The organism is Neoakkermansia glycaniphila, from assembly GCF_900097105.1.
Taxonomy (GTDB): Bacteria; Verrucomicrobiota; Verrucomicrobiia; order Verrucomicrobiales; family Akkermansiaceae; genus Akkermansia; species Akkermansia glycaniphila.
Map to the genome: position 1 here is coordinate 690,673 of NZ_LT629973.1, position 22,211 is coordinate 712,883.

The window sequence follows — 22,211 nt, forward strand, 5'->3', positions numbered from 1 at the left end:
TCTACCCATCCTGAGCCCCTCTCCGTCCAGAAAAAGCACTTGCAATTTAACAGGCGTTCGGGCAGACTCCCCCTCATGCAGAATCCGGAGTTCGTCCATGCCACCTTCTCGGCCATCGCACCACGCTACGTCACGGCGAACCACATCCTCTCCATGGGAATCGACATCGCCTGGCGGCAGCGGGTCGTCCAGCTCGTAGCAGAATGGAAACCCGCGCGCCTGCTCGACATCGCTACCGGCACCGGAGACCTCGCCCTCGCCCTCACCCGAGCCCTCCCCGAAATAGACATCCTCGGCACCGACTTCTGCCAACCCATGCTTGACGTAGCCGCCGCACGCGGACTCTGCAACCTCCTGCAGGCGGACGCCATGAACCTCCCACTGCCAGATGCATCGTTCGATGTGGCCACCGTCGCTTTCGGACTTCGCAACATGGCGGACTACGCCGCCGCCATCCGAGAATTCCGCCGTATCCTCAAACCCGGCGGCCATCTCCTCATCCTCGACTTCTCGCTGCCTGAAGGCATCCTCTCCTCGCCCTACCGCTACTACCTGCACCACATCCTGCCCCGTATTGCGGGCTGGATCACCCGCCGACCCGACGCCTACACCTACCTTGGCGACAGCATCGAGCAATTTCCGCGCGGCAAAGCCATGTGCAGCCTCATCGAGACGAACGGCTTCATCGAAGCCCGTACCGAACAGCTTAGCGGCGGCATCGCCGCCATCTATACGGCTACTTGCGCCGACGAACCCGAACCCGTATTCACCGCATGAGTACAGGAGACGGACGCGACGGCACCATACGCTCCCGCATGGCCCGGGGGCGGCTCGGCGGCAAACTGGCCGGGCTCACGCTGCCCCAGCAGATCATGACCATCGCGCTGTGGCCCTTCCTGGAACAGGTTCTCAGCTTCATCGCCAGCTCGACAGCCCTGTACCTGTCTTCGCACATGGACAATCCCCCGGAAGTCAAACAACAGATCGTCGCGGGCATGGGAGCCATCGGCCACGTACTCTTCCTCGGCTTCGTCATGCAGGGAGCCGTCGGCATGGGAGCCACCGCCATCGTCTCGCGCATGACGGGTGCACGCCAATTCTCCGAAGCCAACTACAGCGCATGCCAGGCAGGCGTACTCGGCCTCATGGCTGGCATCTGCTCCTTCCTCGTCATGTTCTGCAGCACGGACTTCCTCGTCACCTCCGTCTTCACCATGAGCCCCGAAGCGCAGGGTTTCGCCAAACGCTTCATGTACATCGCCTCGTTCAGCGCCATCTTCAGCGGCATCGTCTTTGCCGTCAATGCAGCCCTGCGAGGCGCCGGCGACACTCGATTTCCCTTCATCATGATGCTCATTGCGGATGGGTTGAACATCGTCATCAGCCTCATCCTCGTCAACATCTTCCATCTCTCCATCGAAGGGCTCGCCATCGGCACCATCTCCGGCTTTGCCATCTCAGCCGTCGCCCTGTGCTGGATCCTGCACCGCCGCCACATCCAATTGAAGTCATCCATGAATGGATTGACTCTCAATGAATATGCCGACTCTCAGCCGAACAGCTACGTACCGCCCCTCTACCTCGACCGCCGCAGCCTGAAACCGGACTGGGGCATGATCCGCCGCATCATCGCCATCGGCATGCCGCAAGCCATCGAAGTCTTCGGCATCTGGCTCATCCACCTCTACTGCCTCTCCGTCATCAGCGGCCTGGGCGACGCCGTTCTTGCGGCACACACCATCGCCGTCCGCATCGAATCCATGAGCTTCCTGCCCGGCTTCGCCATCGGCATGGCCGCCTCTGCCCTCGTCGGCCAGTACCTGGGCGCGGGCAGCCCCAAAATGGCCATGATCACCATCCGGAAATGCACGAAATACAGCATGATTTTCATGGGAACAATGGGAGCGATCATGTGCATGTTCCCTCAATTCTTCGTCGGAATGTTCGCAAAGGACCTTCCGAACATCATTGCAGAGGGCACCCCCGTCGTCCGCACCTTCCTCATCCTCGAACCCTTCTTCGCCGCCGCCATCGTCATGAAAATGTCCCTGCGAGGCGCGGGGGACACACGGCGCGTCATGTACGTCTCCTACGGCGTCATGGGATTCTTCCGCATCGTCATCCTCTTCCTGTGGCACCACTACCTGCCCGGCACGCTGAACCTCACCTACATCTGGCTCCTCTTCACTGTCGATCAGATCGTCCAAGCCATCATCTTCAAGAAATTCGTAGACGACCGCCGCTGGACCAAACTGCGCATCTGAACACGAAAACGCCCGCATGCACGGCCTGTGCCTGCGGGTACGCTACTCTTCTTAGACCTTCCGCTTAATGGGGAGGCAGTTTACCGGCCGCCTTCTGATCGGCCAACCGCTTGCGGATCGCATCCACAAACTTCTGGTTCTTCTCGAACAGCTCGGAAGGATCGTCAATCACCGTCACCTTAATCATCCGGTCGCCCGGCTCGATCTGCTCGACCACCGACTGCCCGCGCATGATCTCTCCGAAAACGGAATGCTTACCGTCCAGATGGGGAGCCGCCTTCTGCGTAATGAAAAACTGGGAACCGTTCGTATCCTTCCCGGAATTGGCCAGAGCCAGCACTCCCGGCTTATCGTGCTTCAGCTCCACACGTATCTCATCGGGAAACGTATAGCCCGGGCCGCCGCCGCCAGTCCCCGTCGGATCTCCGCCCTGCACCACGAAACCGGGCACCACCCGGTGGAACGTCAGACCGTTGTAAAACCCGTCCTTCGCCAAAACAAGAAAATTCACGCACGCCATCGGCACCCGATGGGCATACAAATTCAAAACGACATCTCCTTTCGTCGTCTTCATCACGACGCGGATATCATGGCGGTGCACCTTGCGGGGCATCTTGCCCGAGCAGGACGAAGCCAGCAGGCAGGCGCACAACATGGAAAGAACGCAAAAAATACGTTTCATAAGGCCAACATCCTACTGCTCACCCTACCGTGTGTCAAGCTATCCTTCCGACTCCATGACAATCATTCGACATTGCAAAACATATCGCCTTCACAGCCAGCAGGCAGCACGTTCCATGCTTGACTTGCCCGCAAACCCCATGCAGAATATCCACCGTCATGAAAACACATTTCACCCTCACCGCCATGGCCGCCCTCCTCGTCGCCCCCGTTCTCGCCGCACCCGGCAACAGCGGCGGCAGCAACGGATCGGGCATGGGCACCCCTGCAGCCGGCTCCACCACCTCCAACAAACAGGGAGAATCATCCTTTGCCAAACCGTTCTGGATCGGCAACTTCGGAGAAGGACAGGTCATCATCGCCCTCGACCAGATCACCTCCGTCTCCAAACAGAAATACGTCCTCGACGGCGGATACGTCATCCGTGAAATCGTCGTAGACACCAACGGCAACAACACCATACGCATCTACTTCATCTCCCCCGTCTCGGAAGAATCGAACATCGCCGCCATCCGCATCGCCTCCGACCGCATGCAGGATCTCCTCAAACAGGGCAACGACCGCGTCGGCTCCGCAGCCATCGACCCCAACACCGCCGTCACCAAAAACTACCCCACTACCACACACGCGCACACCATCGAATTCCGCGTCGCCAACGTCGCCCTGCTCGACAGCGTATACAACTCCATCGTCTCTGCGTGGCTGAACGGCCGTGGCATTAAATATCAAATCAACTGAACAAAGAAACAAACAGTCTAACTGCTATTGAACGAAAACATACCTTCGAGGCGTCTCACGGGCAGAAGATACTCCATCAACCGATGGAAATCGAAACCCATCAAACAACCGACTCGATAAAACCGAAAATATGAAAACAGAACAACTCGTATATGCTGACGGCCAATATGTGCTGCCTCCCCTGCCCTATGCGTATGATGCACTGGAGCCGCTCATGGACGAAGCAACTCTCCATCTCCACCACGACAAGCACCATGCAGCCTATGTCGCCGGAGCCAACACCGCCGTGCAGAAACTCCGCGAAATCACCGAAGGCAAACTCGACGCCGCCCAGACGACCAACTGGGTACGCGCCCTCTCCTTCAACGAATCGGGCCATGTGCTCCACACCATCTTCTGGACCAACATGAGCCCCACGCCGAAAACCGCTCCCGAAGGCCCCCTGATGGATGCCATCGTCAAGGCATTCGGCTCCTTCGACGGCTTCATGCTGGCCTACCGCTCCGCCACTGCCGGCATCGAAGGCTCCGGCTGGGGCATCCTCGGCGTCGAACCCCTCGGCAAAACCCTCGTCATCTGCGGTGCCGAAAAACACCAGAACTACGAAATCCCGGGCATCATCCCCATCCTCGCCTGCGACGTATGGGAACACGCCTACTACCTCAAGCACCAGAACAACCGCGCTGCCTACATCGACAACTTCCTGAAACTCGTCGACTGGCAAAACGTCGAAGAACGCTACAACGCCGCCCTCGGCAAATAACGGCAACATCCAACCAACAAAGCAAACGCCATGAACACCGCACCCATACCGGCCTCCCCCGACGACCACACCCCCTGGCAGGTAGGACTGCCATCGGAAAGCGACATCATTCCGGGCATCATCTCCCGGAAAGGAACGCCCTTCCGACGTTCACGGCGTTTGCTCCATACCGCCCTTGCCCTCGCGGTGGGGGTATGGGCAGCAGGAGCTACGGCTCAGGCAGCCGACTCGCAGCAACCCGGCGACAGCCCGGCCAAACAGGCCGCCGCTCCGAAGGCCGATGCGTCATCCATCGCCTATGCGGACGGAAAATACATCCTGCCGCCCCTTCCCTATGCCTACGACGCCCTCGAACCCCTGATGGACGCAACCACCGTACGCCTCCATCACGACAAACACCATGCAGCCTACGTCGCCGGAGCCAACGCCGCCGCACAAAAACTGCGCGAAATAGCCGAAGGCAAACTCGAAGCCTCACAGGCCGCCAAATGGGCGCAAACACTCTCCTTCAACGCTGCGGGGCACAACCTCCACACCGTCTACTGGACCAACATGAGCCCCACACCGCAAACGGCTCCGCAAGGCACCCTTGAAACGGCCATCGACCGCACCTACGGCTCCACAGCCAACCTCGTGCGCCTCTTCAAAGCCGTCGCGCTCGGAATCGAAGGTTCCGGCTGGGCCATCCTCGGCGTCGATCCCGCCAGCAAAGAACTCGTCCTCTACGGCGTCGAAAAACACCAGAACAACGAAATCCCCGGCATCATCCCCATCCTCGCCTGCGACGTATGGGAACACGCCTACTACCTCAAGCACCAGAACAACCGTGCCGCCTACATCGACAACTTCCTGAAACTCGTCGACTGGAAAAACGTCGAAAACCGCTATACCGCCGCCCTCGGAAACAACTAACCGCCATTCCTTCATATGAACCACACAGACACACCGTCCTTCTCTGCACCGAAATCCTCCCCTTGGTGGATATCCTTGCTCGCCATCCTCGAAATCATCTTCGGATTCATCCTGCTGAGCTTCCCCTTCGTCCTCAGCGGCGCCACCATCTGGGTAGGCGGCTTCCTCTTCATCGCGGCAGGATTCTTCCGCATGATTCAGGGCATTCGGCACCTCACCAACAAAGCGTGGAACTTCCTCGCGGCTCTCGCCTACCTCGTCATCGGCGTCTGCATGGTCGTCGAACCGATCGAAGCACTCGTCGTCTGGACCATGGTCATCGGCTTCGCCCTCCTTGCCGTCGGCGTCTTCCGCCTCGCTCTCGCCTTCATGCTCACCCAATCCCCGGGCAGCGCATGGCGCTTCATCAACTCCATCATCACGCTCATCCTGGGCGGCCTCGTACTCGGCGGCTGGCCGGAATCCTCCGCATGGTTCATCGGCACCGTCGTCGCCATCGAAATGATCTTCTCGGGCTGGACCCTCCTCTTCTTCTCCCTGACGCCCAAAACCCGCTAATCTCACCAAACATGCATAGCCGCAAACGGGCAGGCTTCCCTCACGGGAAGGTTGCCCGTTTTGCATACTGCATCAGGCATCCTTCCGCAACGGCTGCCACCGCCCCAACGTCGCACTCCTCCACAACCACTCCAGAGGGCCGAACCGGGCAACGCCCATCCACACTCGGCAGAAAACAAGCTGCACGCCGTACAGCATCAGCGCGGCCAACAGGCACCAGCCCGTTCCCATCTTCTGCCCGAACCCAAGCCCCCAGCCAAAAAGAACCCACGTCATCACCACAGACTGCATCACATAGCACGTCAACGACATACGGCCCATGCACGACAACCAACCCAGCTTCCCGCACACATGCCGCGAAGCCAGCAGCAGAGACACCCAGCCCACAAAACCCGCCACAAACGCCACATGCTGCCATGAAACCAGCAACCGCTCCACAGCAAAACCCGGCTGCCGCCAAACCGCTGCCACAATCGCCAACGCCGCATAAACCGCCGCTCCGGCACACCCCAGCCGCACCAGCAGCTTCTTCCTCTCCGGAGAACCGTCGAAAATAGCTGACCTACCCGCAAGCATCCCGCATAAAAACATCCCCAGCATAAACGACAACCGCCCGCTGTAAACCATATAGCACATGCGCGCGGCCAGGCCGTCCGTCACATTCCACCGCGCCATCTCCCACCATGAAGCCGTAGCCTGCGAAGGAGCGGGAGACACCCCCTCGCCCAGAGGACGGCTCATCACCGTCAAACTGGCGGAATCGAAATCTCCGCACCCGGCCAGCGCATCGAACACGAACCCCGGATTCAGGCACAGCGCCGCCGCCAAACACGCCAGCAAAAACGAAGGCACCCTGTACAACGCCACCAGAACCACCCCAAACACACCGAAAATCATCAGCACATCCCCATTATAAAACAGCGTATGCACCAGCCCGAACATCACCAGCAAAGCCAGCCGCCACATAAACCTCCCGCGAAAATCCACCCCCTTGCGCTCCGCATGGTCGAGCTGTAAAAACGTACTCAACCCGAAAAGAAAGGCAAACAGCAAATACGCCTTGGAAACGAACAGCTCGCGGTACAGCCAATCCGCCACGCCATTCAACGCAGCCATCCACTCGCCGGGTTGCAGCGAGGGAGGAGCCGCATTGTAATAATCATGGCAATGCACGAGCAGAATACCCAGCAGAGCCAACGCCCTCAAGGCATCCACCACATGAATGCGCGGCCGCCTTGCCTCATTCATCCTCGGCCGCCTGCTGAGGAAAGAGCCGACCGCACGACACGTTCCGCTTCCTGCCGCGCCCAGCGGTCGGCGCGCAAAATCACCTCCAGATCCCCTTGGGGACTCTCGGCACGATGGGCATCCATCACGGCTGCCACCGTCTTCCAAATCCCCGGGAAAGAAAGCCGGCCATCCAAAAACGCCGCCACCGCCACCTCATTCGCCGCATTGAACACCGCAGGCAGCGTACCGCCCTCAAGCCCGGCACGGCGGGCCAGCCCCAGCGCGGGGAACACATCCCACCGGGGAGCCTCGAACTTCAGGCTCGCGAGCTTCGCCAAATCGAGCGATTGGAGAGAATTATCCACACGGTCGGGCCACGTCACCGCATACTGGATCGGGAAACACATATCCGAAGAACTCAACTGGGCCAGCATCGAACCGTCCCGGAACTCCACCAGCGAATGCACCACACTCTGCGGATGCACCACCACATCCACCTTCTCCATCGGAATATCGAACAGCCAGCGGGCCTCAATCATCTCCAGCCCCTTATTGAACAGCGTAGCGGAATCGATCGTAATCTTCGTCCCCATCGTCCATGTCGGATGCTGCAGAGCCTGCTCCACCGTCACCGCTTCCAGCTCATTCGCCGGAAGCGTGCGGAACGGGCCGCCGCTCGCCGTCAGAATCAACCGTGAAACCTGCTCCGCCCCGCCGACATGCCCGGACAGACACTGGAAAATCGCATTATGCTCGCTATCCACGGGCAGCACCTTGATCCCCGCCTTCTTCGCCGCAGGCATCACAATCTCGCCCGCCATCACCAGCACCTCCTTGCTCGCAATCGCCAAATCCTTCCCTGCCTCGATCGCCGCCAGCGTCGGCCGGAGCCCAGCCGTCCCCACGATGGAAACAAGCACCATATCCGCCGCCTCCATCCGGGCCATCTCGCACAAACCTTCTTCACCCGTCACAACCTCCACACCGGAACCGACCAGAGCCCGCAAGGCATCCGCCTTCGAATCATCGAAAATCGCCACCTTCTTCACCCCCGTCTCTGCGACCTGCCGGGCCAAAGCCTCAATACTTGAACCCGCAGCCAAACCGACAACCTCCATCCGCTCCGGAATATCTCGGGCCACCTTCAGGGCACTCGTACCGATGGACCCCGTCGACCCCAAAATGACAACTCGCCGCTTCTTCATATGATAACCCGCCTATCATGCCTCACGAAGAAGCACTTGTCAATGCGTCTAACCTGGAAAACTGCTGCTCTGCCGGCAAACGGACTCACGGCTTCACGGTCGGCAAAGGTTCTGCCGGGCGAATCGGCCCCAGCACGGCATCGTTCGGCGAAGCATCCTCCTGATCCTCATCGCAGGAAACGAGACTCACCGCCGCCACAAACAAAACGCCAAGAATGGAAAAACGGAACGCATTCATGAGATCATCGGTACATCAATCGAACAGAGCGCCCTGCTGCAAATTATCTTCCGCCTCCGATCCGGCAGCGGCAGGCGGCACGGCAACCTCTCCGGCCTCAATCGCCTCCCCGGACTCCTCCGGAACGACAGGAGAAACCGTCGGCTCACCCACCGGCTTCGCCTCGGGCTCGGCGGCATTCATCATCCGTGCCACACGCTCCACGCCATTCTTCGTCACGATATTTCCCAGCACGGCACGCCCCTTCACGCGCAACTTGGAAAAATGATAGGGAATAGGCCGCTTCATATTCCGCAGCTGGTACTTGATATGCACATTCACGGACAAAGCAGCACTCTCCTCCTCCGTCGCATGTACCGAAAAGAAAAACACCCGGGAACCCTTCGTCCCCTGCGTCAGCTGGTACTCCTTGTCCCGCGTAAACCCTCCGAGGCGGAACCTCTTGGCATACAGATTACCCTCCCTGCCGTCGCGGTACATCATATTGAACACCGGATCAGCATCAGGCCTCAGCACATTGATATAAAGTAACTTCTTACCCACATAAAACTTCTCCTGAATCCGGCGCACCATCAGCACCCCGTTGGGGTCGATCGTAATCACATCGCTCAGCGTCGAACACTTGCACACAGGCTCGCCCTTCTTCACGCCATAGCCGGCAAACCCCTCCTCATCCACATACAGCGTCTCATTCTCCACAGCCACCGCTGCGCGCGACACCGCGTCGAACTCCGCCAGCTCCGTACGGCGCGGAAACGCCTCGCCGTACTTCTTCCCGATCGCCTCGAACCACCGGATCGTAAACTTCGTCAACTGGTTCAGATTCTTCTTCGTCTGCTCGATCTCCTTCGCCAGCGACTCGATATGCCTGTCCGAATCGAACACCTCGTACTTCGCAATACGCTTCAGCTTGATCTCCGTCAGCCGGATCACATCCTCGCGAGTCACAGGAAGAATCAAATCCTGAATAAACGGCTGCAACCGCTCCGTAATCGTATCCAGCGACTCCTCCCAGCTCTCGCTCTCCTCCAGCACCTTGTAGATGCGGTTCACGATGAAAATCTTCTCCAGGCTGGCATCCTGCCACGCACGCTGCAACTCGGCCAGCTTGCACTCCAGCTCCAGCCGAAGCACCTCCTTCGTCGTCGCCACATTATGCTTCAGAATCTCGCTCACCCCCATGAAAGAAGGCCTTTGATCCAGAATCACGCACGCCTTCGGAGACAGAGAAACCTGGCACTCCGTAAACGCATATAGAGCCTTCGTCACCTGCTCGCCGTCCATCCCCGGAGCCAGATGCACCAGAATATCGGCATTCGCCGCCGTATTATCCTCAATCTTGGCAATCTTGATCTTGCCCTTGTCCACCGCCGCCACAATCGACTGAATCACGGAATCCGTCGTCGAACCGAAAGGAATCTCCGTAATGCGCAGCAGCTTCTTCGACTCCTCCACAATACGCGCACGGCAGCGCACGCGGCCTCCGTTCTCTCCGTCGCGGTAATCGGAAACATCCAGAAGCCCGCCCGTCGGAAAATCGGGATACAAGTCGAACGGCTCGCCGCGCAGGCAGGCGACCGCCGCCGTCACCAGCTCATTGAAATTATGCGGCAGAATCAGGCAACTCAGACCCACGGCAATCCCGAAAGCGCCTTGCGCCAGCAGCAGCGGGAACTTCACCGGAAGCGTCACCGGCTCCTTATTGCGCCCGTCGTAGGAAAGCTTCCACTCCGTAATCTTGGGACTGAACACCACCTCCTTGGCGAACTTCGACAAACGGGCTTCAATATAACGCGCGGCGGCCGCCTGGTCGCCCGTCAGAATATTGCCCCAGTTCCCCTGCGTATCCACCAGTAGATCCTTCTGCCCCAGAGCCACGAGCGCACTGTAAATCGACGCGTCGCCGTGCGGATGGTACTTCATCGTATCCCCCACGATATTCGCCACCTTATTGAAACGGCCGTCATCCATGCGATCCATGGAATGCAGAATACGGCGCTGCACCGGCTTCAGGCCATCGTTCACATGCGGCACGGCACGCTCGAGAATCACATACGATGCATACTCAAGATAATAATCCCCATACATCAACTGAATGCTGCTGGGATCTTCCGTCTTGAAAATGGGATGCTCGGTACTCACGCCGAATCATTTTAAAACGGCGATGCTTCAAAATCAAGCACGATATCGGCCAAACGCCTCGCCCACCGTGAAAACGGAACGCAAAAACGGGAGCGGAGGCCATCCCCCCGCTCCCTGAAAACAATCGAACGAACGAACTCCTATTGAGCAGCGTTTTCCGCAGGCGCAGCCACCTGAACGGCCGGCACGAAATTCTGCATCAAAGCCTTCAACTCCTCATTGCCGAAAAAAGAAGCATTGCTGATACGCTTCCATTCGGACAGAAGGGACGCGCCCGTCTGCTGCAAAGCATTCGCCTGATTCAAGAAAGCACCCATATCTTCCGGAGCAATATCGGCAAGACCGGACGAGCCGAACGACTCCATCTCCTTGCCCAGCCGTTCGTAGTCGGCGCGCAGGCTCCCCAGCTCGGCCACGGCCGCAGCAGCGGATCCGCCATCCTGAATGGACTTCAAAAGACGCTCGGAATTCGTCATCAGATTGCTCCAGTCGTTCAGAACATCTGCCACGGAACGGACGGCCGCCGCCGGAGCGGAAGCGGAATCGGAGGGCGCGACAGGTTGCTCGGCTTGCTGAACCGGAGTGGCAGGCTGCACCGGAACGGCAGGCTGCGCAGTCGCCGGTTGAACCGCCGGAGCGGCCTGTTCCTCAACCACGGTCACGTCTTCCTCCACTTCTACCGGAGTCTCATCGACCAGCAATCCTTTCAAATCCTCATTGCCAAAAAATCCGGCCTTCTCCAAACGCGCCACTTCCGCACTCAACGAAGCATCCAAAGCATCCATGCCCTGCACCGAGGCCAAAAGCTTGTCCAACTCTTCCTGAGAAAGCTTTTCAGCGGCCGCACCCCATTCGGAATCCAACACTTCCTGAAGAACCTTCAACTGCTGCAGCGGAGCCACAGCCTTGGCAGCCGAAGCGGCATCCGTCACGGATTTCAGCACGCCTTCCACGGATTGCATCAGCTTCATCCCGTCATTCATCACCTCGGCGGCCGACCGAGCGGAAACAGAGGCCTGCGAGGGAACGGACGGCACGGGCGCAGCGGCCTGATCTTGTGCGAACACGGGCGCAGCAAGCGCCGCCCCGACCATAAGAGAAACAGAAGTCATCGTTTTCATATGCACCATACTATAACACCGACGGCAACCCTCCGGTTGCAAATCGGAAGCACAAAGCTTCCATGCTTGTGTCATACCCCCTTTCCTTCTCCCCGGTTGGGCGAGGAAAGCAAAGGCAGCATTGCCAAAATAAACACCCTGCAAGGGAAATAAATTTTCCGGAAAAACGGGAAAAAAGTGGTAGCATGCAGGCTTCGGCATATTTTTGTTGTAGACATGTTTTATTGTTGGTTTGCACGTAATCTATTTGAAAAAAGAAGATAGTGTTTGTTAGTTGCGACGGAATGGCAAAAGAATGTTATTGACGGGGCCGTGGGAAAATGTTAAATGAAAAAGGTCTTGAAGGTTGTGGCTCATGGCAGTCGCTTCCGTAAGGATTTCATCACCCCCAACACCCCCTGCAATGAATTACATTCATCAAAACAGCTATATAGTGCCCGGAACTCCGGGATACCGCCTTATCGAAAACAGCTCCGCAACCCGGCCTTCCGCCGGTGAAGCGTCCGCCTTATCAGGCGAAAGCGGCGACATGATCGCCCTGTCGTACTCGCATGGCAAACCGTCGAACTCCTCGCACGTCATGACGCCGGTACGAGGCACCTTCATCCTGCCAGAACTCCCCGAAGGGGGCACGCACACCGTCGTGGCATCGGGCAAGGTGGACGACTCCGTCAGCCTGACAGTAGACGACAGCAGCGTATCCTCCACCTCGGGAGCGCCCCATTCCTTCTCGATCAGCATCGAAGGCCTCCAACCCGGCGTCCACAAACTCGCCGTCGTCCACCACAACATCGACTACTACCCGGACCCCACGGGCAACATCTCCGTCATCTCCGGCAGCGTCGGCCCGTGCCCCCGCTTCGAAATCGAACCGGATGAAAACGTCAAGGTAGACTGCGAATGCGGCTGCGGCTGCGACCGCAACGACGGCGACTCCGGAGGAGAGCTACCCGCCCCGGCCGCCCGCATATCCATACCGCACGGCAGCTTCGGCTCCTCCTCGGCAGGCAGCGGCATCATCCGCGAAGCCCGCCTGCAATACATGCGCTGGAGCGTCACCTTCGGCACCTTCCGCGGCATGGGCGGCATCCCGAAAGGCCGCATCGAACTCATCGGCTACCGCTACTCGGCCTCCCTCCTCACCCCGGCAGGCCTCGCATACAGCCACCCCGCCGCCTCCTTCGTCTCCCTGCCTGCGGGCGGCATCCGCCCCAACAGCCTCCTGCGCGTCCGCCAGGGCGGCGCCTACGCCAACTACATCTGCGACGCCAACGGCCGCACCGCCTTCGGCGTCGGCTCCACCTCCTCCAGCACCGACCGTGCGGACTTCGTCACGGAACTCGTCCGCACCCCCTCCGCCGCCCTCCCTCTGGCGGAAGCCGCCTACCTCCGCATCCTGAAAACGGACGGCACGGCCACCTTCTACCACCTCGAAACGGGCGCCTTCGCCGCCTGCATCTCATCGCAAAACAGCCTCCTCACCGCCGAAGAGGCCGCCCAATACCTCGACATCGTCCGGGAACAAAACGGCACCATCCGCCAAATCTGGAACTACTGGGACGGCCTTGCGGACATCGTCGCCGCAGAAAACGGCTACATCGTCGCCCTCTACCTCCCGAACCAAATCACCGGGCAGAACCCTGCCAGCGGCCTCTACACCACCTCGGGCACCCCCTTCCAAACATACGCCATCGGCGGCGACCCGGCGGCCTCCAGCCTCACCGTCACCGAAACCGACCACACCCTCCCGGCCTCCATGCCCCCCTACACCACGGAATGGACCGAAACGGACCGCCTGTGGAACATCACCCGCGGCACGGGAGACACCGCCGTCTCCACCACCCGCACCCGCGAAACATCGCCCCTCGCCGGCACCTACCGCATCGTCACCACCGTCAGCAAAGGCGGGGCAGCCGCCTCCGTCGTCGCAGAAAACTACATCTCCCTCCCCGTCGGCGAACTCCTCCTCAGCCGCACCGAAGGCTACGGCAGCCCGCAGGCCCTCACCACCGCCTACACCTACGACGGCGCCGGCAGCCGCATCAGCTCCATCGGCCCGCAGCAGGGAGAAACCCGCACCATCCACGACGCACACGGCCGCGCCACCGTCCTCGCCCTCCCGTGGGCAGGCGGCCAAAACCGGATCATCAACACCTCCTACCGCAGCGACGGCGCCACATGGACCGACGAACCCGCGCAAATCGACACCACCATCGTCGACGCGGGCGGCATCCCCCGCCTCCACCTCCGCGAAACATACGCCTACAGCGAAACAAACGCCGTCAAACGCGTCGAAAAACGCAGCACGGCCAACGGCCTCACCCGCCTCGAAATCACCGAAACATGGCAGGGCAACGCCGAAAACATCCATGCCCGCGGCCGCCTCCGCATGACCCAGACCGCCGACGGCATCCAGACATGGCACGACTACGCCCCCGCCTCGGCACACGGAGCCCTCTACACCGCCACCGAAGAAACCCGCATCGGCGGCCAGCCCGTCCCCGGCCACAGCACCCGCAGCACCGCGTGGATCGACGCGCAGGGCAACGCCCTCCGCACCGAACAACACATCCTCGACAGCGCGGGCCACTGGCAACTCCTCGCCGCCGCCGACTACGAACACGACATCCGGAACCGCTGGACCAAACGCACCCGCAGCAACGGCCGCACCACCACCCGCGCCCACATCTGCACCGGAGACCTCCTCCGGGAAACCGACGAAAACGGCACCACCACCACCTACGGCTACGACAGCTCCCGCCAGCTCATCGAAACCGTCCGCAGCGCCACGGCAACCACCCCGGAAACCGTCACCTCCTACCAACGAGACGCCCAGGGCCGCATCCTCCGCACGAGACGCGACACCGGAGCCATGACCACCGTCGAAACCGCCGCGTACGACCTGCAGGGCCGCCTCATCGCCCAAACCGACACCCTCGGCCGCACCACCGCCTACGCCTACAGTGCGGACGGCCTCACCGAAACCCTCACCACCCCCTCCGGAGCCACCCTCATCACCGAACGCAACCCGGACGGCAGCCTCGCCCGCCAGCACGGCACCGGCCAGCGCGAACTCCTCCACGAACACGACTACAGCAACGCCCGCATCCGGCACACCGTCAAACTCGCGGACCGCAGCACCATCCTCTCCCAAACCCTCGAAAACGGCTTTGGAGAAACCGTCGTCGTCACCACACCCAGCACCACGGGCTACCTCTACGACCGCACCACCTACAACAACAAAGGCCAAATCACCCAGCGGCAGCGCGACACCGGCTCGGCAGCCGGCTCCCTCGCCATGGCTCCCACCCTCTACGAACACGACGCCTTCGGCAACCCCGCCAAAGAAACGTGGAAACTCGCCGCCACCCCCACCCTCGCCAACTCCCGCATCACCACCTGGGCCTACCGCGTCGAAACGAGGGCCGACGGCATCTACCGCATCGCCGTCGCCACCAAAAACAACGGCAAAGGCACCACCTGCACCGAAACCGCCGCCCAACTCATCTCCGAACACCCCACGCTTGAAACCCGCAGCGAACACACCTGCCCGCGCGGCCACACCACGGTAGACAGCACCGCCTATGGAGAAGGCGCGGAACGCATCGTCACGCAAACCCTCCCCACCTCCGTCATCGAAGCCGCCGCCACCGTCATCGACGGCTACACCGTCTCGCAAACCGACCACGCCGGCATCACCACCACTGCCCGGCGCGACTGGACCGCCACCGGCCTCCGCCTCACTCAAACGGACGGCCGCGGCAACGCCTCCGTCACCCTCACCGACATCGCCGGCCGCCCCGTCAGCGCCACCGATGCTGCGGGCCACACCACCGCCACCGCATACTGCCCCTGCTGCGACAACCCCGCCTGCATCACCGATGCACTCGGCCACACCGCCCGGTATGCCTACGACATCCGGGGACGCAAAACCGCCGAATGGGGCACCGGCATCCAGCCCGCGCGCTACGCCTACGATGAAGCCGACCGCCTCACCGCCCTCACCACATGGCGTGCCGACGAAGAAAACATCGAAACCGACCCCACCGAACGCACCGACGGCGACACCACCACATGGCAATACCATGACGCCACCGGCCTCCTCACCCGCAAAACTTATGCGGATGCTTCGCACGAAGACACCGAATACAATGCCCTCAACATGCTCTCCCAAAAGACGGATGCGAGAGGAATCGTTTCAACGTACACGTGGGACACCGCCAAAGGCCTCTGCACCCGCATCGAACACAGCGACGCCACCCCGGCGCAGCAAAACACCTGGAACCACATCGGCAACCTCTACCGCATCGCGGACGCCCAGGGCACGCGCGACATCGTCTACAACAACTACAACGAAAAAGACACCGACAGCGTCACCGTCGCCGGCATCAAACACACCGTCACCGAAACATACGACGCCTACGGCCGCCCCGCCGGCTACACCCTCACCAAACCCGGCAGCACCCTCGACACCGTCGCCTGGCGCTACGGCACGGACGGCCGCCTGAACCAGGCCTCCTTCCTCCAGGGAACGGAAGAAAAAACATTCGCATACGCCTACCTCCCCGGCAGCCACCTCCTCCACACCCTCGCGCACCCCAACGGCCTCCTCACCACCCGCAGCTACGAACCGCAGCGCGACCTCCCCACAGCCATCGACACCACGCGAGGCGCCACCGGAGTCGTCCTGCGAGGCTACACCTACGATGCCCTCGGCCGCCCCGCCACCCGCACCCGCGCACGGCAGGGAACCACCCGGCAGGACGCCTTCGCCTACAACGACAGAAGCGAATTGACTGGTGCAACCCTCGGAACCGCGCCCTACGCTTACGCCTACGACAACATAGGAAACCGGGAAACGGCGCAGGAAGCGGCGCAATCTGTCACCTCCTATGCCGCCAACCAGCTCAACCAATACACCGCCATCGGGCAGAATGCGGCGGAACCCTTTATTCCCGCCTACGACGCTGACGGCAACCAAACCACCCTCCAGACACAAACGGGGAAATGGACCGTCGACTACAACGCCAACAACCGTCCCACCCGCTTCACCAGCCAGGACGGCAACACCATCGTCGAAAACGGCTACGACTACATGGGACGGCGCTACATGAAAAAAGTCTCCGTCAACGGAACCGTAATCCTGCACCAGCACTACCTCTACCGTGGCTACCTGCAAATCGCGGCCCTCGACCTCACGCGCAGCAACGCCCCGGCCCTCTGGCTCCTCCACTGGGACCCGACCCAGCCCGTAGCGACGCGTCCCCTCTCCCTCCGCAAAAACGGCACATGGTACACCTACGGCCACGACCTCACGAAAAACGTCACCGAACTCTACAAGGCGGACGGCACCATCGCCACGGCCTACGACTACACCCCGTACGGCTCAGTCACCGCTACAGGCATCGACCAGCCCATCCAGTGGTCCAGCGAACACTACGACCCCGAACTCGCCCTCGTCTACTACAACTACCGCCATTACAACCCCGCCGACGGCAGATGGATCAACCGCGACCCCATCGCTGAAGAAGGAGGGAGGAATTTGTACGGGTTTGCCCGAAATAGGGTAATGGATTTATTCGATTTTTTGGGACTTTGGACAAAAGTTGAAGGTTCAGAGCATACATGGTGCGCGGAAAGAGGAGATTCATTGTCTGGTTTGGCACTCCAATATGGAGCAAGTCATAATGATTGGCAATGTTTGTGGCCGACGTCTGATACTGGCGATCACGGATATCCCAATTCAATTTGGGAGGGTGATAAATATGATGCTTCTAATTTAGACACGAATTGCCCATCAAATTCTTTAGCGGTAGCTCTTGTTCGTTCATTTGGAGAGCAAGATAGTGTGGTTTTTGATGTTTCTCCGGTTAATATTTCAGCTGTTCAGGTGCCTCTAGAAATAGCGCGTAGAGCAAAATATGGTGCGACGCCTATAACCAGTTTTCATGTTTCTGGCCATGGAGCGAGAGGGCTAGATGCGGCGTTTGATGAAGAGCATAAATATTTTACAAGTGTAGATATTCGACGGTTATCACAGTCGCCTTCTTTTGCAAATGCAAAGCAAAAGAAAGGTCCAGTTCGGTGTTGGTTTTGTCGATCTGCATCTGTCCGTTTGGCGACTTGTTATAGTAATATCATGGCTTTACAATTTGCTACGAATATTTTACGTAAAGGTAGCGTTTCGTGGGGAACTAGGCATATAACTGGCGTAGAGCCTGAATATTATGTGCTTGGTGATTTACGTTGGTTTTATAAAAATGATGATGGTTCCTCAATTCATTCGAATCCTGATAATGCGATAAAATCTCCTACATGGGTAAAGTTTGATGGGAAATTATAATAGAAAGTTTGTCGTGAAAAATCTAATCTGTTTAATGTTTATTTTGATGCTAATAATAGGCTGTTTTTGTGGGTGCTCTTCACCCTCAGTTCCTCCGATCCGTGATATTGTACAGCTTAAAGTGCAGTTTGTAGGATTTCAGAAATCGAATAATTTGTTTCTTGTTGAATACGTGCTGCATTTTATCAATCATACTACTCAAAATGTACAACTACAGTCATCTGGAAAAACGTTACGCTTGGTAATTCCTATACAAGTCGACTTAAATGGGCAATCATTCTTTGAATGGGAGAATGTGCATTTACAACACATAAAAAATGGAATTATAATCCCACCCCAAAGTGAAGTAACAGTTAAAATGTCGGTCTCATTGCCAATGATAATAACAGAAGAGATGGCGAATATGATCATAGTTAGTTATCCTGTAGTATATTACAGAGTTGGAAAATGGGAAATTGAATCACAAATACCGCAAATGCTTTTGTCATCGTAATACCAACGAGAATATTCATAGATGTGTTTTAGTTTGAAATAGCTTTAAAATTCATAAATATTTTTGGTTCATGCCTAGTTAAGAGTTTTTGAGATGCATTTAATGTATTCTCTATGAGTGCGAAATAAATATTTTTACCGTCCCCGCATTTCGGAGAAAAAGTTTAGAGAGCTTATTCATTTGTTTTCACTTGATATGGAAGCTTTAAAAAGATCACCATCAACGAAATCGTAGTCTTGCACCAGCACTACCTCTACCGTGGCTACCTGCAAATTGCGGCCCTCGACCTCACGCGCAGCAACGCCCCGGCCCTCTGGCTCCTCCACTGGGACCCGACCCAGCCCATCGCCACCCGCCCGCTCTCCCTCCGCAAAAACGGCACATGGTACACCTACGGCCACGACCTCACGAAAAACGTCACCGAACTCTACAAGGCGGACGGCACCATCGCCACGGCCTACGACTACACCCCGTACGGCACCGTCACCGCCAGCGGCATCGACCAGCCCATCCAGTGGAGCAGCGAACACTACGACCCAGAACTCGCCCTCGTCTACTACAACTACAGACACTACAACCCCGCCGACGGCAGATGGATCAACAGGGATCCCATTGGGGAGCGAGAGCATCTGCATTTGTCTATCTACGTCAGAAATAATCCGTCGATGTTATATGATTTACATGGTTTGGAAACCACGGATGATGAGATGGCAAAAGCCTTGGAAGAGATTAGAGTTAAGATATCGGGAGAAGATGACATTGAAATTGACTGTAAAGGTGTAGAGAGTGCAAAGCAGGCTGCAAGAAATGTCATAGAAAAGTGGAATCCTGTTTCGATAAAAAACGATGTGGAATATGGGGGCGAGTATATGCATGTTGTGTGCGCAAAACAAAAAAATATCTATATATAACAACGCATGTTCAAGGTAAAAACGGCGAAGTGGAACCTGAGGACGCTCCTCCTTGTCCTTTTGGATATAGATTGGCCGGTATTTGGCATACCCATGGCAAAGCGTCCAGTACTGATCCTCATGAAACGTTCGCTCCTGCGGACATTATTAAAATAAATAAGTTAGGTGTTCCTGGATATTTAGGTACTCCATCCGGGGCCATTTATACTCTTGACCCTAATAAAACGACAACTCCGCCAGAATTGAATAATCCTGGTACCCCAAAAACTGCTATCGTGTAAATGATATGATGAAAATATTTATTCTGAGTATATTGTTCTGCTCCTGCCTCTGGGGATCTCCCCAGAGACAGGAGGAGTATTCCTTGAAGGCGATGGATGATATTGCGCGTTGTATTCCCCATCTCGAACAAATTTTGGAAAAAAGGAAAGGAAAGGAGGAGGTTCGTGAGGATTGGGGAGAACATAGTGTGATGATTTATGCATTGCTTGCGGATCAACATGGTGATGTTCAATATGTCAGGGATGATGGAGTTAGTAAGAAGAAAAAGTATATGTTTTCTCTAGATAGTGAGGATCAGGTTGTTCCTTTTGAGCCCGATACGAGATACATCGCTTTTTATTTCTGGTATTGGCCGGATTCCGGGCCATTCGACGGTGAATTAATCTATCTTTGCGATTCAGCAACAGGTGAAGTTAAAGGCTTCTGGAAAACATGGTGAATATTTTATAGAAAAAGAAGATGAAAATATTGCATTTATGCCTGTTGTTGGCGAATTGCTTGTATGTATCGGCACAGGAACCGGAGGTGCAGTTCGATCCTTATATCAATCTTTCGGTGATCAAGCGTGCCATTCCTTTGGTTAAGGCTCATTTTGCCGAGAAGTGGCGTGAGCAACAGAAGTCTGAGGTTTATTATAATGTCACAATTAGGACGTTAGAAATTCCTTCGAGCGGCATCATTCGGTATGGTGATTCGCAAACGTTTGAGTGGTTCGAATCATTGAAAAAGAAGGGAGAGTTTTTGCCTCTGATCGGCGGAGACCGGTATATTGTTTTCCAAATTACGTCGTGGAGGAAAAAGGATAAGTCACAACTACCCGTTCTGGATGAATATATCGTTTATTTTTGCGATCTGAAGACGGGAGAACCGCTGGGAATGTTGAAATTGCAGTGATTTGTAATGGCTCGCCAGACAGCAAATGCTGAAGCTCGGCGCCTGTGTGCATGTACAGCCTGCACCAAGATTACGATGGAATAGGAGGGGAACGGAATTTGTACGGGTTTGCCCGAAATAGGGTAATGGATTTATTCGATTTTCTGGGACAGAAATCTGCCACGACAAAGAAAAAGGATCAAAAAAATGATAAGCTAAAAAAGGAGCCTACAAGTTTGATATATACTAACAATATGAATATGCCTACTAGAACATTAGGAGTAACCGGTGTTCAAGCACAATATACATATAGATATGAAGAGACTGAAAATAAATGCTGTTGCCATGAAGAGGTAACAAAATGGAGAATATCGGTATTCCTTCTTCATGCTTCAGAGTATCCTCAGGGAATGACAGATCTAAGTACATATCAACGTCGGTTTGATCTTATCAATCAAGGAAAATTTAAACCCGATCAGTTTGACGAGGCAGAAAACTGGAAGTTTGCAGATCCCGAAGGTGTAAAGATACATGAAGCTCAACATGTGCATCAATATGAAGCACAGGCAAATGGAATTTCCCATATTTTCTCAGCTCCGACTGTGCAAAGTGATGTGAAAGGAAGCATTGAATGTGAAATAATCAAGTATTCTTGTTCTCAAAAATTAGAGAATAATACTGGTTGGAGATTAAGTGAGGCGCATGGTGCAGCCATCGATGCACTGATGCAGGAAAAGTATCCGGGATCGTTTCGTGAAAGAGCCTCATTGAAGGCCGAATGGACGTACTATGCAAAAAAATATGGAAAACAGAGTAAATATTAAAATGGTATCAATATCATTGATGTTCACGTTATTGATCAATACTCATGGAAATGATGTCGATGGCTCATTAATATCTCAGCCATCCCAGCATGAAAATGAAGAAACAACGAAAAATTTATTGATATGTATAGAAAAAGTGCAGACGAAGATTCAGGAATTTGAGCATGCCGCCATATCTTATACGCAACAGGAAGATTTTAATCCGGAATATATGGTGCAAATCGTCACATCATACAAAGAAGAGATGGATCGAATCATCATTGAGTTTGATTTGAATTCCAAAGAGGATATTATTCTACTTGGTTTATATCCATGGAAATTCAGTCATTTTCCTTATTATCGCTTTTGGACACCAGAGTATTGGAAAGTTGATCAATGGGATATGTATTTTGATGCTGATATCCGAAAAAAGAAAATTCAAAGGGTAAGAGATGTTTTCACCAGTAAATTGCATGATTTGCAAATAGTTTATTTGGAACGAATCTCGCGACCAGCTACAGAAAATGAAATCTGGACAGCGAAACACGTTCGAGATTATTTAAGAAAGGGCCAACGCCCACTTAGACAATAGTCATGGCAACTCATGCCTTGGAGGACATGCTTCCTCCAAGGCATATAGTCGAAGCAATATAA

At 56.3% G+C, this 22,211-nt stretch carries 19 protein-coding genes; 13 read left to right on the forward strand and 6 right to left on the reverse strand.

The genetic code is table 11. From position 1 onward, the window contains the following. The first annotated feature begins 75 nt into the window (after positions 1 to 75). Both PYTT_RS02805 and PYTT_RS02810 read left to right on the forward strand, forming a co-directional pair. The gene (locus PYTT_RS02805) at positions 76 to 777 is read left to right on the forward strand and encodes a ubiquinone/menaquinone biosynthesis methyltransferase (RefSeq protein ID WP_067771845.1); all 702 of its coding nucleotides are present in this window, start codon (positions 76 to 78) and stop codon (positions 775 to 777) included. Beyond that, entirely contained in the window at positions 774 to 2,264 is a 1,491-nt protein-coding gene (locus PYTT_RS02810) for an MATE family efflux transporter (RefSeq protein ID WP_067771848.1), read from the forward strand. The genes PYTT_RS02805 and PYTT_RS02810 overlap by 4 nt, the downstream gene beginning before the upstream one ends. 64 nt (positions 2,265 to 2,328) lie before the next feature. Here PYTT_RS02810 and PYTT_RS02815 read toward each other — a convergent pair whose 3' ends face one another. Continuing rightward, positions 2,329 to 2,946 carry a peptidylprolyl isomerase gene (locus tag PYTT_RS02815; RefSeq protein WP_067771851.1) on the reverse strand — a complete coding sequence of 206 codons (618 nt, stop codon included), beginning with the start codon at positions 2,944 to 2,946 and terminating at the stop codon, positions 2,329 to 2,331. Between the two features lie 158 nt (positions 2,947 to 3,104). Between PYTT_RS02815 and PYTT_RS02820 the strand changes: the two genes are divergently transcribed. The 4 genes from PYTT_RS02820 to PYTT_RS02835 all read left to right on the forward strand — a co-directional run bounded on the left by PYTT_RS02820 (position 3,105) and on the right by PYTT_RS02835 (position 5,916). Next, complete coding sequence (locus PYTT_RS02820) at positions 3,105 to 3,683, forward strand: hypothetical protein (RefSeq protein WP_067771854.1); 579 nt, start codon at positions 3,105 to 3,107, stop codon at positions 3,681 to 3,683. Between the two features lie 130 nt (positions 3,684 to 3,813). Beyond that, on the forward strand, positions 3,814 to 4,446 hold the full coding sequence (locus PYTT_RS02825; protein WP_067771857.1) for a superoxide dismutase: 633 nt from the start codon (positions 3,814 to 3,816) through the stop codon (positions 4,444 to 4,446). 30 nt (positions 4,447 to 4,476) lie between these two features. Beyond that, entirely contained in the window at positions 4,477 to 5,358 is an 882-nt protein-coding gene (locus PYTT_RS12925) for a superoxide dismutase (RefSeq protein WP_083076313.1), read from the forward strand. A gap of 15 nt (positions 5,359 to 5,373) precedes the next feature. Further along, positions 5,374 to 5,916, forward strand: a complete 543-nt coding sequence (locus PYTT_RS02835; protein ID WP_067771860.1) for an HdeD family acid-resistance protein — start codon at positions 5,374 to 5,376, stop codon at positions 5,914 to 5,916. 72 nt (positions 5,917 to 5,988) lie between these two features. On the opposite strand, the gene PYTT_RS02840 is transcribed toward PYTT_RS02835, so the two are convergent. From PYTT_RS02840 to PYTT_RS02855, 5 genes are all read right to left on the reverse strand, one after another. Then, positions 5,989 to 7,164, reverse strand: a complete 1,176-nt coding sequence (locus PYTT_RS02840; protein WP_067771863.1) for a DUF418 domain-containing protein — start codon at positions 7,162 to 7,164, stop codon at positions 5,989 to 5,991. Next, positions 7,161 to 8,351: a 1-deoxy-D-xylulose-5-phosphate reductoisomerase gene (locus PYTT_RS02845; RefSeq protein ID WP_067771866.1), complete on the reverse strand. Its 1,191-nt coding sequence runs from the start codon at positions 8,349 to 8,351 to the stop codon at positions 7,161 to 7,163. Before PYTT_RS02845 ends, PYTT_RS02840 begins: the two co-directional genes overlap by 4 nt. An 85-nt stretch (positions 8,352 to 8,436) precedes the next feature. Then, positions 8,437 to 8,589 carry a hypothetical protein gene (locus tag PYTT_RS13260; RefSeq protein ID WP_156850316.1) on the reverse strand — a complete coding sequence of 51 codons (153 nt, stop codon included), beginning with the start codon at positions 8,587 to 8,589 and terminating at the stop codon, positions 8,437 to 8,439. A gap of 15 nt (positions 8,590 to 8,604) precedes the next feature. Then, positions 8,605 to 10,731 carry a DNA gyrase/topoisomerase IV subunit A gene (locus tag PYTT_RS02850; protein ID WP_245741058.1) on the reverse strand — a complete coding sequence of 709 codons (2,127 nt, stop codon included), beginning with the start codon at positions 10,729 to 10,731 and terminating at the stop codon, positions 8,605 to 8,607. 140 nt (positions 10,732 to 10,871) lie between these two features. Next, positions 10,872 to 11,852, reverse strand: a complete 981-nt coding sequence (locus PYTT_RS02855; protein ID WP_141675645.1) for a hypothetical protein — start codon at positions 11,850 to 11,852, stop codon at positions 10,872 to 10,874. A 403-nt stretch (positions 11,853 to 12,255) separates the two neighbouring features. Between PYTT_RS02855 and PYTT_RS02860 the strand changes: the two genes are divergently transcribed. From PYTT_RS02860 to PYTT_RS02880, 7 genes are all read left to right on the forward strand, one after another. Beyond that, positions 12,256 to 18,195: an RHS repeat-associated core domain-containing protein gene (locus PYTT_RS02860; protein WP_067773259.1), complete on the forward strand. Its 5,940-nt coding sequence runs from the start codon at positions 12,256 to 12,258 to the stop codon at positions 18,193 to 18,195. A gap of 729 nt (positions 18,196 to 18,924) precedes the next feature. Continuing rightward, complete coding sequence (locus PYTT_RS02865) at positions 18,925 to 19,599, forward strand: RHS repeat domain-containing protein (RefSeq protein WP_067773257.1); 675 nt, start codon at positions 18,925 to 18,927, stop codon at positions 19,597 to 19,599. Beyond that, positions 19,569 to 19,880 carry a DUF4329 domain-containing protein gene (locus tag PYTT_RS13900; protein ID WP_172801755.1) on the forward strand — a complete coding sequence of 104 codons (312 nt, stop codon included), beginning with the start codon at positions 19,569 to 19,571 and terminating at the stop codon, positions 19,878 to 19,880. The genes PYTT_RS02865 and PYTT_RS13900 overlap by 31 nt, the downstream gene beginning before the upstream one ends. Positions 19,881 to 19,885: 5 nt before the next feature. Beyond that, complete coding sequence (locus PYTT_RS02870; RefSeq protein WP_067773254.1) at positions 19,886 to 20,320, forward strand: hypothetical protein; 435 nt, start codon at positions 19,886 to 19,888, stop codon at positions 20,318 to 20,320. 20 nt (positions 20,321 to 20,340) lie between these two features. Beyond that, positions 20,341 to 20,775, forward strand: coding sequence for a hypothetical protein (locus PYTT_RS02875; protein ID WP_067773250.1), 435 nt, complete (start codon positions 20,341 to 20,343; stop codon positions 20,773 to 20,775). A gap of 50 nt (positions 20,776 to 20,825) precedes the next feature. After that, positions 20,826 to 21,578, forward strand: coding sequence for a hypothetical protein (locus tag PYTT_RS13265; RefSeq protein WP_141675722.1), 753 nt, complete (start codon positions 20,826 to 20,828; stop codon positions 21,576 to 21,578). Next, a complete protein-coding gene (locus tag PYTT_RS02880) occupies positions 21,556 to 22,149 on the forward strand; it encodes a hypothetical protein (RefSeq protein WP_141675721.1) in 594 nt (197 codons plus the stop codon). Before PYTT_RS13265 ends, PYTT_RS02880 begins: the two co-directional genes overlap by 23 nt. The last annotated feature ends 62 nt before the right edge of the window (positions 22,150 to 22,211 follow it).

Excerpts from the sequence above, each read along its gene's own strand:
- PYTT_RS02855 (WP_141675645.1), bottom strand. The coding sequence starts at position 11,852 with ATGAAAACGATGACTTCTGTTTCTCTTATGGTCGGGGCGGCGCTTGCT.
- PYTT_RS13260 (WP_156850316.1), bottom strand. The coding sequence starts at position 8,589 with ATGAATGCGTTCCGTTTTTCCATTCTTGGCGTTTTGTTTGTGGCGGCG.
- PYTT_RS02815 (WP_067771851.1), bottom strand. The coding sequence starts at position 2,946 with ATGAAACGTATTTTTTGCGTTCTTTCCATGTTGTGCGCCTGCCTGCTG.
- PYTT_RS02875 (WP_067773250.1), top strand. The coding sequence starts at position 20,341 with ATGAAAATATTGCATTTATGCCTGTTGTTGGCGAATTGCTTGTATGTA.
- PYTT_RS02840 (WP_067771863.1), bottom strand. The coding sequence starts at position 7,164 with ATGAATGAGGCAAGGCGGCCGCGCATTCATGTGGTGGATGCCTTGAGG.
- PYTT_RS13265 (WP_141675722.1), top strand. The coding sequence starts at position 20,826 with ATGTACAGCCTGCACCAAGATTACGATGGAATAGGAGGGGAACGGAAT.
- PYTT_RS02845 (WP_067771866.1), bottom strand. The coding sequence starts at position 8,351 with ATGAAGAAGCGGCGAGTTGTCATTTTGGGGTCGACGGGGTCCATCGGT.
- PYTT_RS02810 (WP_067771848.1), top strand. The coding sequence starts at position 774 with ATGAGTACAGGAGACGGACGCGACGGCACCATACGCTCCCGCATGGCC.
- PYTT_RS02805 (WP_067771845.1), top strand. The coding sequence starts at position 76 with ATGCAGAATCCGGAGTTCGTCCATGCCACCTTCTCGGCCATCGCACCA.
- PYTT_RS02880 (WP_141675721.1), top strand. The coding sequence starts at position 21,556 with ATGGAAAACAGAGTAAATATTAAAATGGTATCAATATCATTGATGTTC.
- PYTT_RS02870 (WP_067773254.1), top strand. The coding sequence starts at position 19,886 with ATGATGAAAATATTTATTCTGAGTATATTGTTCTGCTCCTGCCTCTGG.
- PYTT_RS02820 (WP_067771854.1), top strand. The coding sequence starts at position 3,105 with ATGAAAACACATTTCACCCTCACCGCCATGGCCGCCCTCCTCGTCGCC.
- PYTT_RS02860 (WP_067773259.1), top strand. The coding sequence starts at position 12,256 with ATGAATTACATTCATCAAAACAGCTATATAGTGCCCGGAACTCCGGGA.
- PYTT_RS12925 (WP_083076313.1), top strand. The coding sequence starts at position 4,477 with ATGAACACCGCACCCATACCGGCCTCCCCCGACGACCACACCCCCTGG.
- PYTT_RS02825 (WP_067771857.1), top strand. The coding sequence starts at position 3,814 with ATGAAAACAGAACAACTCGTATATGCTGACGGCCAATATGTGCTGCCT.
- PYTT_RS02835 (WP_067771860.1), top strand. The coding sequence starts at position 5,374 with ATGAACCACACAGACACACCGTCCTTCTCTGCACCGAAATCCTCCCCT.